Source organism: Microbacterium sp. Root61 (genome assembly GCF_001427525.1).
GTDB lineage: Bacteria > Actinomycetota > Actinomycetes > Actinomycetales > Microbacteriaceae > Microbacterium.
Map to the genome: position 1 here is coordinate 322,741 of NZ_LMGU01000002.1, position 11,978 is coordinate 334,718.

Annotated in this window: 11 protein-coding genes, 1 tRNA gene and 1 riboswitch; of the genes, 11 read left to right on the plus strand and 1 reads right to left on the minus strand. The window is 70.2% G+C overall.

The window, feature by feature from the left end:
- Positions 1 to 17 precede the first annotated feature (17 nt).
- The 6 genes from ASD65_RS17750 to ASD65_RS17775 all read left to right on the plus strand — a co-directional run bounded on the left by ASD65_RS17750 (position 18) and on the right by ASD65_RS17775 (position 4,703).
- Positions 18 to 1,301, plus strand: a complete 1,284-nt coding sequence (locus ASD65_RS17750) for an MFS transporter (protein ID WP_442922458.1) — start codon at positions 18 to 20, stop codon at positions 1,299 to 1,301.
- Position 1,302: 1 nt separating this feature from the next.
- On the plus strand, positions 1,303 to 2,175 hold the full coding sequence (locus tag ASD65_RS17755) for a CPBP family intramembrane glutamic endopeptidase (protein WP_056225852.1): 873 nt from the start codon (positions 1,303 to 1,305) through the stop codon (positions 2,173 to 2,175).
- Positions 2,176 to 2,326: 151 nt separating this feature from the next.
- A riboswitch (guanidine-III (ykkC-III) riboswitch) is annotated at positions 2,327 to 2,391 on the plus strand.
- 11 nt (positions 2,392 to 2,402) lie between these two features.
- Positions 2,403 to 2,720, plus strand: coding sequence for a DMT family transporter (locus ASD65_RS17760; protein ID WP_056226463.1), 318 nt, complete (start codon positions 2,403 to 2,405; stop codon positions 2,718 to 2,720).
- Positions 2,721 to 2,849: 129 nt separating this feature from the next.
- On the plus strand, positions 2,850 to 4,142 hold the full coding sequence (locus tag ASD65_RS17765; RefSeq protein ID WP_056225855.1) for a hypothetical protein: 1,293 nt from the start codon (positions 2,850 to 2,852) through the stop codon (positions 4,140 to 4,142).
- Between the two features lie 53 nt (positions 4,143 to 4,195).
- Positions 4,196 to 4,268 (plus strand) — tRNA-Arg (locus tag ASD65_RS17770).
- A 96-nt stretch (positions 4,269 to 4,364) separates the two neighbouring features.
- Entirely contained in the window at positions 4,365 to 4,703 is a 339-nt protein-coding gene (locus tag ASD65_RS17775) for a DUF6804 family protein (protein ID WP_056225856.1), read from the plus strand.
- 9 nt (positions 4,704 to 4,712) lie between these two features.
- On the opposite strand, the gene ASD65_RS17780 is transcribed toward ASD65_RS17775, so the two are convergent.
- Entirely contained in the window at positions 4,713 to 5,501 is a 789-nt protein-coding gene (locus ASD65_RS17780; protein ID WP_235566827.1) for an SGNH/GDSL hydrolase family protein, read from the minus strand.
- 137 nt (positions 5,502 to 5,638) lie between these two features.
- Between ASD65_RS17780 and ASD65_RS17785 the strand changes: the two genes are divergently transcribed.
- From ASD65_RS17785 to ASD65_RS17805, 5 genes are all read left to right on the plus strand, one after another.
- Positions 5,639 to 6,475 (plus strand): transglutaminase-like domain-containing protein, encoded by an 837-nt coding sequence (locus ASD65_RS17785; protein WP_056226470.1) that lies wholly within the window; start codon positions 5,639 to 5,641, stop codon positions 6,473 to 6,475.
- Between the two features lie 52 nt (positions 6,476 to 6,527).
- Positions 6,528 to 8,192 carry an arginine--tRNA ligase gene (argS, locus tag ASD65_RS17790; protein WP_056225861.1) on the plus strand — a complete coding sequence of 555 codons (1,665 nt, stop codon included), beginning with the start codon at positions 6,528 to 6,530 and terminating at the stop codon, positions 8,190 to 8,192.
- Positions 8,193 to 8,227: 35 nt separating this feature from the next.
- Positions 8,228 to 9,076 (plus strand): LmeA family phospholipid-binding protein, encoded by an 849-nt coding sequence (locus ASD65_RS17795; RefSeq protein WP_056226473.1) that lies wholly within the window; start codon positions 8,228 to 8,230, stop codon positions 9,074 to 9,076.
- A gap of 155 nt (positions 9,077 to 9,231) precedes the next feature.
- Positions 9,232 to 10,653, plus strand: a complete 1,422-nt coding sequence (lysA, locus tag ASD65_RS17800) for a diaminopimelate decarboxylase (RefSeq protein ID WP_056225863.1) — start codon at positions 9,232 to 9,234, stop codon at positions 10,651 to 10,653.
- Positions 10,650 to 11,978 carry a homoserine dehydrogenase gene (locus ASD65_RS17805; protein ID WP_056225866.1) on the plus strand — a complete coding sequence of 443 codons (1,329 nt, stop codon included), beginning with the start codon at positions 10,650 to 10,652 and terminating at the stop codon, positions 11,976 to 11,978. Before lysA ends, ASD65_RS17805 begins: the two co-directional genes overlap by 4 nt.

Consider the following 11,978-nt stretch of genomic DNA (forward strand, 5'->3'; position numbering starts at 1 on the left):
GCGGAACCGACCCCGCGGTGGCCGGCGGCGCGGAGACCGCGCCGCGCCACGACACCTGGCGCGTGCTGCGACCTCTCCGCCATCGCGACTTCCGCATCCTGTTCACGGCCGTCATCCTGTCGGTGCTGGCCGCCGGCATGTGGGCCGTCGTCATGGTCTACGCCGTCATCGCCGCGGGCGGCGGGCCGGTGCAGCTGTCCATGGTGGCCGCGGCCAACGCCGCCGGTCTGCTCCTGTGCGCGATCCCGGGCGGGATCGTGGCCGACCGCGTCTCGCGCCGGCTCGTGCTGCGCGTCGTGGAGTTCGCCAATCTGGTCGCGATCTCGTCCGTCGTGATCGCGGGGTTCAGCGGTCCCGTGCCGATCTGGCACCTCGTCATCGTGGCGGCGATCCTCGGCGCCGGGGCGGGGTTCTTCTTCCCTGCGTACAGCGCGATCCTGCCCCGGATCCTGCCGCCATCGCACCTGCTCGCCGCGAACGGGCTCGAGGGCGCGATCCGGCCCGCGCTGCAGCAGGCCGCCGGTCCCGCAGCCGCGGGCCTGTTGCTGGCCGCGCTCATCCCCACGCACGCCGCCGGGGCGATCGTCGCGGCGCACCTGTGCGCGTTCGTGCTGCTGCTGTTCCTGCACCCGGAGCCCGCGGCATCCGCTCCTCAGGAGGGCGATAAGGCGCGCACGAGCGTCTTCCACGACCTCAAGGAGGCGGTGGGCTTCACCGTCCGCACGCCGTGGCTGCTGTGGACCCTGCTGTTCGCCACGGGGTGGGTGCTGGTCTCGGTCGGCCCCGAGGAGGTGCTGCTGCCGTTCATCACCCGTGAGCGGATCGGCGAGGGCGCGCAATGGTTCGGCTTCCTGCTGGCGGCGCTCGGCGTCGGGGGAGTGGCCGGCTCGATCTTCGTGTCGTCGCGTCCGCTGCCGCGCCGCTACCTGACCACGATGAACGTGGTGTGGGGCATCAGCACGCTGCCGTTCATCGTGATCGGACTGACCGACCAGTACTGGCTGATGCTGCTGTCGTGCTTCCTCGCCGGGTTCGGCTTCAGCTACGGCAACGTGATCTGGGGCACGCTCCTGCAGCGCCGTGTGCCGACGCACATGCTGGGCAGGGTCTCGAGCCTCGACTTCTTCGTCTCGCTGGCGCTCATGCCGTTGTCGATGGCGCTCGCCGGCCCGCTGGCCGAGGTCGTGCCCATCCCCGTGATCTTCATCGCCGCGGGCCTCCTGCCGCCGGTGTTCGGACTCATCGCGATCCTGGCGGCGCGCATGCCGGCGGATGAGATCGCCCACCCGTTGGGGGACTGACATGCCTGCCGCCGCCATCCTCATCGACCGACCCGCGTGGTCGTGGCGACTGCTGCCCGCCCTGTCGGCCTGCCTCGCGGCGCCCGCGTTCTTCGTGGTGCGCATCCCGTGGCTCGGTTGGCTGCTGCTCGCGATCGCCCTGCTGTCGGCGTGGCTTCTCGAGCGGGCGGATGCCGCGGGTGCTCCCGTGGTGCAGGACGAGGGCGTGCGCGCCCCGAGTCTGGTCCGCGATCTCTCGCTCATCGCACTGGGCCTGCTCGTGGTCAGCGTCATCCCGCTCGCCGCCGAGCTCGACAACCTCGCGTTCGTGCGGTTCACGCTCGCCCTGGGCGGAGCCGTCGCACTGCCGTACGTCGTGTCACGGTTCGTGTACCGCGACCGCGCCATCCGGTTCCCGTGGCGCGGCGGCGGACGCTGGACCCGTTTCCAATGGGTGTGGCTGGTCGCGGTCCTGGCGCTGGGCTGGCTGATCCTGCCGTTCTACTTCATCACCACAGGCGTCTACCAGAACTGGCCCGTGGTGGATACGCCCGAGATGATCGCGCGACTGTTCGTCGGGGTGGGCGCGGTCGGCATCTGGGACGAGCTGTTCTTCATCTGCACGGTGTTCGCGCTGCTGCGCCGGCACTTCCCGGACTGGCAGGCCAACGCCTTGCAGGCGATCGTGTTCGTCTCGTTCCTCTGGGAGCTGGGCTACCAGGCGTGGGGTCCGTTGATGACGATCCCCTTCGCCCTCCTGCAGGCGTACATCTTCATGCGCACGCGCTCGCTGGCCTACGTCGTGTCGGTGCACCTGCTCTTCGACGCGGTGGTGTTCCTCGTGCTGGTGCACGCGCACAACCCCGGTCTGCTCGACGGCGTCTTCCTGCTCTGACCCGACGCCCGCTGGGTCTGCGGTGTTTGGGGCGCTTCCGGTCCGTTGGGGCGGGAAATGTGCGCCCCGACGGACGTAGGGCGCCCCAAACCCGGCGAGGGATCGGCAGAGGCTGCACAGGGGGTGCACAGAGCGACCGGGTAAGCTGAGGACCGGATCCCCAACCGGATCCCCGGACGACGGATCAGTACCCGGTGAGCGACAAGACTGGCCATGGAGACGTGTTCATGTCGTGGGTCATCCTTGTCCTGTCCGGAATCCTCGAAGCCGTGTGGGCCACCGCCCTGGGCAAGTCCGAGGGCTTCACGAAGCTCTGGCCGAGCATCATCTTCGGCGTCACCCTCATCCTCAGCATGGGCGGCCTGGCCTGGGCGATGCGTGAGATCCCGACCGGCACCGCGTACGGCGTCTGGGTCGGCATCGGCGCATCGCTGACGGTCACCTACGCGATGATCACCGGCGCCGAGCCGTTCTCGATCGTGCGGATGCTGCTGATCGTCGGCCTCGTCGGCTGTGTCATCGGGCTGAAGCTCGTCAGTCACTAGCGGCGCGAATCCTCGCCCCGGAGTTTCGGCTCCGGGGCGAACTTCGTGTGCGGGCCACCCGCTCGACGCTGCGGTGTGCAACAATGCGCGCGGGAGTTCGAGAGGCGCACTCGAGTCGAGGAGGCCGACGTGACCTCGGATCAGCAGCAGGACCTCGACGAGCACTCGCGCGCCGGGATCCGAGCGGGCGGGTGGCGCCGCGCCGGACACTGGCTGCACGAGACCGCCGTGCGGGTGAGCGGCCGCCGAGAAGGGGTCGCGCCCATCGAGCCGGGCACTCTCGGCCGCGTCCTGGTGCTGTGGGCCGGTGCGCGCGCGCTGAGCCTCCTCCTGCTGTGGGTGGCCTATCAGGCCTCTCGACTCGGCGCCTGGGGCTTCGGCCCCGACCGTCTGCCGGTCACGACGTTCCTCAACTTCCTGGCGGACTGGGATGCCGCGCGGTACGGCCGCATCGCCGACTCCGGCTATCCGGTGTCATTGCCGATGAACGTGGCCGGTGTGATCCAACCGAACGACTGGGCGTTTCTTCCGGTGTTCCCCGCGCTCGAGAGAGGAACGGCGGAGGTCCTCGGCGTCTCCTGGCAGGCGGCGGGTGTGGCCCTGAGCATCCTGGCGAGTGCGGGGGCCACAGTGCTCCTGTTCGTCCTGCTGCGGCGCGTCACCACCCCGCACTCGGCCTGGTGGGCGGTCGTGCTGTTCAGCGTCGGTCCGCTGTCGTTCGTGTTCGTGCTCGCCTACGCGGAATCCTTGTTCCTCGCGCTCGTGTTCGCCTGCCTGCTCCTGGCCGTCGACCGGCGCTACGCGTGGATCGCGCCGATCGGCGTCGTGGCGGCGTTCACGCGCCCGGGGGCCGTCGCGCTCGCGCTCGGTCTCGCCCTCCTCTTCGTGGTGCGATGGCTACGGCGCGCGGAGGACCCGTTCCCGCTCGGTCAGCGGATCGGCCTCGTCGCATCGGGGCTGACCCTCGCCGTCGCGGGTGTCGCGTGGGCACCGATCGTGGAGGCGGTCACCGGCACGACCAATGCCTACGTCCGCACCGAGATGGCGTGGTGGGTGCCTTTCATCGGCTCCGCGGAGTTCGTCCCGTTGACGCCGTGGTTCCGGCTCGCCGGAACCTACCTCGGTGTCGTCGGGATCGCGATCGTCCTGGCCATCGCGGTCGCGTTCGTGCTGTGGCTGCGTTCGCGTCACGTCCGCCGCCTCGGCATCGAGATCACGGCGTTCGCCGCGAGCTACGGACTGTACATCTTCGCCGTGTTCATGCCGCAGCAGAGCATCTTCCGGCTCCTGTTGCCGCTCTCGCCGTTGCTGGCCGACGATCGCCTCCATTCGAGCGCGCGGCGCAGACGCTGGGTGGTCGGCACGGCGGTCGGGTTGCAGGCGGTCGGCGTGCTGCTGCTGTGGACGATCGGGTGGCCCTGAGCGGCATCCGTGTCCTGAAGTGACCCGCACACGGTGATAACCTCGATCGGTACGCCTCCGTAGCTCAGGGGATAGAGCGTTGGTTTCCGGTACCAAAGGTCGCTGGTTCGATTCCAGTCGGGGGCACAGGACAAGACAAGGGATTGCGGGTCGTTCAGACCCGCGATCCCTTTCTTGCACCATGCGCGAGCGTGGGACAGCACCAGGAGACGAGGCCGCACCGTGAACGCAGCATCCCCGAAGAAACCGGTCCTCTACCAGCGCAACGCGTTCGCCCCGGGCATTCTCGCCGCGATCGCCTGCCTGGCGGGCATCTCGCTGCTCAGCCACCCGTACTACGAGTACGTCCGCTACGTCATCGCGATCCTGGCGATCATCATCGGCTGGTTCGCCATCCGCGCGGGGCAGTGGTGGTGGGCGCCGGTGATGCTGGCGATCGCCGTGCTGTGGAACCCGCTGTTCCCGTTCGCGTTCGCCGGCCCGTGGTGGGTCGCCGCGCACATCGTCGCCGCCGCACTCTTCCTGGCCGCCGGCGCATCGATCAAGACCGTCCGCGAGTAGCGCCCGACGCTACGGTCGCGTCGCGGCCGCGGCATCCGTTCTCGCCGAAAGCGCGAGCAGTGCCGCCTCCAGTCGCTCGGCGAGATAGGTGTGCCCGCTCGTGGAGGGGTGGTTGCGACCGATGCCGGTGTCGATGACGGCGGCGTAGTTCTCCGCCGAGACCCACCCCTCGGCGATCGGCGAGATGTACCACCAGCCGCGGGCCGCCGCGAGGGCGGCGAGGTCCCGGTCGATGCGGGCGGTCGCGCGCTGCACCGGCAGCACCTGGGGAGCGGGGCCGAGAATGACGAAGGATGCCGCGGGGTAGCGCGCCGCGAGGGCGTCCCACGCGGCGGTCACGGCTTCCCGGTACCCCTCCGCGGGGAGGCGCCGGTCGTTGATCGAGCCCTGCACGATCACCAGGTCGGGGCTCAGTGCCGGGTCCAGCGCCGCGATGCGCTCGCCGTACGAGCCGCCGTCGATACCGGGCTTGAGGTAGCCGCTGCCCCGGACACCGTCGACCGTGACGTCCCAATCGAGGTCCGCGCCGAGCCGGTACGCGTACCCGAGCGTGGGCAGCGAGGCGGCGGAGCCGTACGTCCACGAGTCGCCGAACACGAGCGCCTTCACCGCGCGGTCGGGCAGGGCGAGCGGCAGGGGAGGGGCCACCGCGGTGTCCTCGCCCGCCGCGACGGGCTGCGTCGTGGCGGTGTTCCACGGCCGCCACAGGGCGAAAGTGCACACCAATGCGATGCCGATCACGAGGACCAGGAGCGGCCAGCGGGGACGGTGCGCGGGCGCGGGCGGGAGCAGGGGCACGGATCGAGGCTAATTCACCTGTCGCCCTCCTTCGCGCACCACTCGGAATCGTGTGGAGAGTGGCCCGTCGGCGACCGTTTCTTGGAGGTTCCCACAGCATGTTCGGAGCGGGTGATCCGGCATGCGAGGATACATCGGTGCAACGCGTCGTGACCGCAGAACTTGACCTCGAACTGGGGTCCTCCGTCGACCTCATCTTCTCCATCACCGCGGCCCAATCCGTGCCCCTCGCGAGCGAGGTCCTGACCTTCCGGCAGGGCGATCGCGAGTACACCCCGACCGAGATCGTGGACCAGTCCGGCAGTCGCCTCCACCGCCTCACGGGCGAGGCCGGACGCCTCGAGGTGCGGTACGAGGCGACCGTCGACGGCACCGCCACGAGCACGCGCACGAGCGACCTCGAAGCGATCACCTACCTGCGTCCGAGCCGCTACGCGCAGTCCGACGAGGTGTTCGCGCAGGCCCGCCGCCAGTTCCGCGGGCTCAGCGGCCACGACCTGGTCGCGGCCGTCACCGAGTTCGTCTCCACGAGCGTCACCTATACGCCGGGGCTCAGTCTCGGCACCGACAGCGCCGTCACAACCCTCATGACCGGCCAGGGCGTCTGCCGCGACTACGCCCACGTCGTCATCGCGCTGCTGCGCGCGATGGACGTGCCGGCACGGTACGCGGCGTGCTTCGCCCCCGGCCTGCAGCCGATGGACTTCCACGCCGTCGCCGAGGCCTACCTCGACGGCGCGTGGTACGTCATCGACGCCACGCGCCTGGCGGACCGTCGCTCGCTGGTGCGGATCGCGACAGGACGGGATGCCGCGGACTGCGCCTTCCTCAGCTACCACGGCGGCCACGTCGGACTGTCACACCTGCGCGTGGACGCCTGGAGCATCCCCGACGCCGCGAGCGCCGACGGACTCGAGGCCGAGGCATCCGCGTCCTCCACCGACGACCACGTCGCGCTGGTGCAGATCTTCTGACGCCTCGCACACAGCGGGAGTGCAGAGGCGGCCGAACTAGACTGGTTCGGTTATGAATCCCGAAGAACTCTCCGCCGCCCTGCTCGCCGTCATCGCTCCGCTCGCGGAGGCGCGACGCGAGGGTTCCAGCGCGGGGCTGACGGCTTCCGATCTGCCCCTCGAGCGTCCGCGGAACCGCGACCACGGCGACTGGTCCTCCAACGCCGCGATGAAGCTGGCGAAGGTGGTCGGTGCGAACCCGCGTGAGTTCGCCGCGGAGATCGCCGTCGGGCTGGCGCAGGTCGAGGGCGTGGCCACTGTCGAGGTCGCCGGGCCCGGGTTCATCAACGTGCGTCTGGATGCTGCGACCGCCGGGTCGCTAGCCAAGACGATCGTCGACGCCGGAGCGGCCTTCGGCACCAACCAGAGCCGCTCGGACGAGGTCATCAACCTCGAGTTCGTCTCGGCGAACCCGACCGGGCCGATCCACCTCGGCGGCACCCGCTGGGCCGCCGTCGGAGATTCGCTGGCGCGTATCTTCACCTCGCAGGGGGCCGCGGTCACCCGCGAGTACTACTTCAACGACCACGGCTCGCAGATCGACCGGTTCGCGCGCAGCCTGGTGGCGGCGTACGAGGGTCGTCCCGCACCGGAGGACGGCTACGGCGGAGGCTACATCGCCGACATCGCGCGTCGCGTCGAGCTCGCCTACGAGGGCGACCTCGCCGCGCTGAGCCCGGAGGACCGCCAGGAGGCGTTCCGCTCCGTCGGGGTCGACTTGATGTTCGCCGAGATCAAGACGAGCCTGCACGACTTCGGCGTCGACTTCGACGTCTACTTCCACGAGAACGACCTGCACGAATCGGGAGCCGTGCAGCGCGCGATCGCCCGGCTCACCGAGCTCGGCCACATGTACGAGGCCGACGGAGCCCTGTGGCTGCGCACGACCGAGTTCGGCGATGACAAGGACCGCGTCGTCATCAAGTCCGACGGGCAGCCCGCGTACATCTCGGGCGACCTCGCCTACTACCTCGACAAGCGCGAGCGCGGCTTCAACCGCTGCATCATCATGCTGGGCGCCGACCACCACGGGTACGTGCAGCGCATGATGGCGATGTGCGCGGCGTTCGGTGACGAGCCCACGGTCAACCTGCAGATTCTCATCGGCCAGATGGTCAACCTGGTGCGCGACGGACAGCCGCTGCGCATGTCCAAGCGCGCCGGCACCGTCGTCACGATGGAGGACCTCGTCGAGATCGTCGGCGTCGACGCGGCACGCTACTCGCTGGCCCGCAGCTCGGCCGACTCGAACCTCGACATCGACCTGGACGTGCTGCAGAAGCGTACGAACGACAACCCGGTGTTCTACGTGCAGTACGCCCACGCGCGCACGCACAACGTCGCACGCAATGCCGCGGCATCCGGGGTCGACCGCTCCGAGTTCGCTCCCGAGCTGCTCACGCACGAGACCGAATCGGCGCTCCTGGGTGCCCTGCAGGAGTACCCCCGCACGGTGGCCTTCGCCGCCGAGGTGCGCGAGCCGCACCGCATCGCGCGGTACCTCGAGGAGCTCGCCGGGCTCTACCACCGCTGGTACGACAACTGCCGCGTCATCCCGCTGGGGGATGCCCCGGTCGAGCCGGTGCACCGCACGCGCCTCTGGCTCAACGACGCGACCGGTCAGGTGCTGCGCAACGGCCTGGACCTGCTCGGCGTCGGCGCCCCCGAACGGATGTGAACCACCCGCGGCGACGCGGGCTGATCGGAGACCTCATGAGTGACACGCACCCGACCGAGCCGTTGCCCGATCCGACCGCGCAGTGGATCCTCTCCACGCAGTCCGAGCTGCAGGAGCAGCCTCAGCCGAAGCGTCGCCGCAAGGTGTGGCCGTGGATCGTCGCGGTGGTGGCGGTGCTCGCACTCGCCGTCGGCGCGTGGTTCCTGGGCGAGTGGATCGCGAAGGACCTCGTCGCCAAGACCATCCGCGATCAGATCGTGACGCGCCTCGCGCTGCCCGCCGACCAGGAGGTCGACGTTCAGATCGAGGGGATGGTGATCCCGCAGCTGCTCTCCGGCACCCTCGATGACGTGACGGTCTCGTCCGACGACGTCGCGCTGGGCGCGTTCTCGGGCGATGTGACCGTGCGTGCGGAGGGCGTGCCGATCACCGGCGGCGCACCGGCGACGGGCGGCACCGCGACGGTCCGGATGGATGCGGCCCAGGTGCAGGCGCTGCTGTCCACGGTCGACGGATTCCCCGCCGACTCGGTCGGACTGGACGAGCCGAACGTGACGATGGCCACGGACGTCAAGGTCCTCGGTCTCGCCGTGCCCGTGGGTGTGGCCCTCACCCCGGGAGCGGATGCCGGGAAGCTCGTGCTGACCCCCGCGGAGTTCACCGTCGCGGGCGCCGAGTTCAACGCCGACGCGCTGCGCGAGCAGTTCGGCGGCCTCGCCGACGTGGTGCTGCGGGACTGGACCGTGTGCGTCGCGGAGTACCTCCCGGCGGGCGTATCGCTGACGACGGTGGGCGTCGACGGCACGGCGCTGGTCGCGGACTTCGCGATCGACGGCCGCATCGTGACGGACCCGGCGCTGCGCGAGAAGGGCACGTGCGCCTGAGCTTCCCCGCGTGACGCGCGGCGAAGGACGCGGTATCCGCGTGCCCTAGACTTCAGGGAATGCCGCGGCGTGTGTTTTCACCGTTCACGGCACCCGCAGAACCCGGGCGAACCCCGTAACCTGCAGCGCTGAAGCATCCATCGATTGGCCCACCCGTGTCTGCTGCATCGTCCTCCCCATGGACGGCCCCGTCCTGGCTCGTCGTGCCGGAGGATGCGAACACCCTCGCCGCCGGCGTCTGGCCCGCCTCCGCCGCGCGCGATGCCGACGGCGCCCTGAGCATCGGCGGAGTGCCGGTCGCCCGACTGCGCGAGCAGTTCGGCACGCCCCTCTACGTCCTGGACGAGAACGAGGTGCGCGACCACGCGCGCCGCACCCTCGACGCCTTCCGCTCCGCCGCGGCCGCCCACGGCGTGCAGGCGCGCGTGTACTACGCCGGCAAGGCGTTCCTTTCCACCGAGGTCGTGCGCTGGGTCACCGAAGAGGGACTCGCCGTGGACGTCTGCACAGGGGGAGAGCTCCAGATCGCGCTCGCCGCCGGAGCGGAGCCGTCGCGCCTCGGCTTCCACGGCAACAACAAGAGCATCCCCGAGCTCGAGCGCGCCGTCGAGATCGGCATCGGCTCGATCGTGCTGGACAGCTGGATCGAGCTGGAGCGGGTCGCCGCGATCGCCACGCGCCGCGGCGTCACCCAGGCTGTGCTCGTCCGCGTCAACAGCGGAGTGCACGCCGAGACCCACGACTTCCTCGCGACGGCGCACGAAGACCAGAAGTTCGGCTTCACGCTGCAGGATGCCGTGGCCGCCGTCGCCCGCATCCGCGAGATCGACGCACTCGCCTTCGTGGGTCTGCACTGCCACATCGGCTCGCAGATCTTCGGCACGGCCGGGTTCCGGGAATCCGCCGCCCGCGTCGTCGAGCTGCACGCCGATCTCCTGGCCGACGGCGACATCCCCGTCCTCAACCTCGGCGGCGGCTTCGGGATCGCCTACACCGCGGCCGATGACCCGACCCCGATCGAGGAGCTCGCCGTCGGCATCGTCGACGCGGTCGCGCAGGAGTGCGCGGCCCGCGGCATCCCGATTCCGAACCTGGCGTTCGAGCCCGGTCGCGTCATCGTCGGCCAGGCCGGCGTCACGCTCTACGAAGTGGGCACGATCAAGCCCGTCGTCGTCTCGGACGAACTTACCCGGCTGTACGTCAGCGTCGACGGTGGCATGAGCGACAACGCCCGCCCCGCGCTCTACGGCGCGCAGTACTCGGCGCGCATCGCCTCTCGCACGAGCGGCGCCGCACCGGCGCTGGCCCGTGTGGTCGGTCGCCACTGCGAGTCCGGCGACATCGTCGTGGATGCCGAGTACCTGCCGGCCGACGTCGCCCCGGGCGACCTCCTGGCCGTGCCCGCGACGGGGGCGTACTGCTTCTCGCTCGCGAACAACTACAACTATGTGCCGCGACCACCCGTGGTCGCGGTGCGCGACGGAGAGGCACGGATCATCGTGCACGGCGAGACCATCGCCGATCTCCTCTCGCGCGACGCCGGGCTGCACCCGGCACCGAAGGAAGGGAAGGCATGATCGACTATCGCCGTCTGCGCGTGGCTCTGCTGGGCGCGGGAGCCGTGGGCTCCCAGGTCGCCTCGCTGCTGCTGAAGCACGGGGCCGAACTCGCCGATCGGGCGGGCGCCTCGCTCGAACTCGTCGGGATCGCGGTCCGCAACCTCGACGCCCCGCGCGATGTGGAGCTGCCCAAGGAGCTGTTCACCACCGACGCCGAGTCGCTCATTCTCGGAGCCGACATCGTCATCGAGCTGATGGGCGGCATCGAGCCTGCTCGCACCTACCTGCTGCAGGCGATCAACTCCGGCGCCGACGTCGTCACGGCCAACAAGGCCCTGCTCGCGACCCACGGCCCCGAGATCTTCGACGCCGCCGACCAGGTCGGTGCGCAGGTCTACTACGAAGCCGCCGCCGCCGGCGCGATCCCGATCATCCGCCCGTTGCGCGACTCGCTCGCCGGCGACCGCGTGCAGCGCATCATGGGCATCGTCAACGGCACCACGAACTACATCCTGGACCGCATGGACACCGAGGGCGCCGACCTCGTCGACGTGCTCGCCGAGGCTCAGGCGCTCGGCTATGCCGAGTCCGACCCCACGGCAGATGTCGAGGGCTACGACGCGGCGCAGAAGGCCGCGATCCTCGCGAGCCTCGCCTTCCACACCACGGTCCCCCTGGAGACCGTGCACCGCGAGGGCATCATGGGCATCTCCGCGGACATGATCGAGGCCGCCCGCAAGGCAGGTCACGTCATCAAGCTCCTCGCCGTGTGCGAGCGCCTGCAGGGCGAACCGGATGCCGGAGCCGCCGGCGAGGCGATCTCCGTGCGCGTCTATCCGGCGCTCATCGCCCGCACGCACCCGCTCGCGAGCGTCCACGGCGCGAACAACGCCGTCTTCGTGCAGGCCGAGGCCGCCGGCAACCTGATGTTCTACGGAGCCGGTGCCGGTGGCGTGCAGACCGCGTCGGCCGTCCTCGGCGATGTCGTCTCCGCCGCGCGCCGCCATGTCGCGGGAGGCGTCGGAGTGGGGGAGTCCACCCGGGCGAACCTGCCGATCGTGCCGATCGGCCGCGTCACCACCCGCTACCAGATCACGCTCGAGGTCGACGACCAGCCGGGCGTGCTGGCCACGATCGCCGGCATCCTCAGCGAGGGCCGCGTCTCGATCGCGACCGTCGAGCAGACCGTCATCGGCGAAGGGGAGGCGGGGTCGGGAACGGCGCGCCTCGTCATCGGCACCCACAAGGCCCGTGAGCAGGACCTGAGCGAGACCGTCGAGCGCCTCGCCGCGAGCGGCGTCGTCGAACGCGTCGCCTCCGTCCTGCGCGTGGAAGGAGACTGA

Excerpts from the sequence above, each read along its gene's own strand:
- ASD65_RS17805 (WP_056225866.1), top strand. The coding sequence starts at position 10,650 with ATGATCGACTATCGCCGTCTGCGCGTGGCTCTGCTGGGCGCGGGAGCC.
- ASD65_RS17755 (WP_056225852.1), top strand. The coding sequence starts at position 1,303 with ATGCCTGCCGCCGCCATCCTCATCGACCGACCCGCGTGGTCGTGGCGA.
- argS (WP_056225861.1), top strand. The coding sequence starts at position 6,528 with ATGAATCCCGAAGAACTCTCCGCCGCCCTGCTCGCCGTCATCGCTCCG.
- ASD65_RS17795 (WP_056226473.1), top strand. The coding sequence starts at position 8,228 with ATGAGTGACACGCACCCGACCGAGCCGTTGCCCGATCCGACCGCGCAG.
- ASD65_RS17760 (WP_056226463.1), top strand. The coding sequence starts at position 2,403 with ATGTCGTGGGTCATCCTTGTCCTGTCCGGAATCCTCGAAGCCGTGTGG.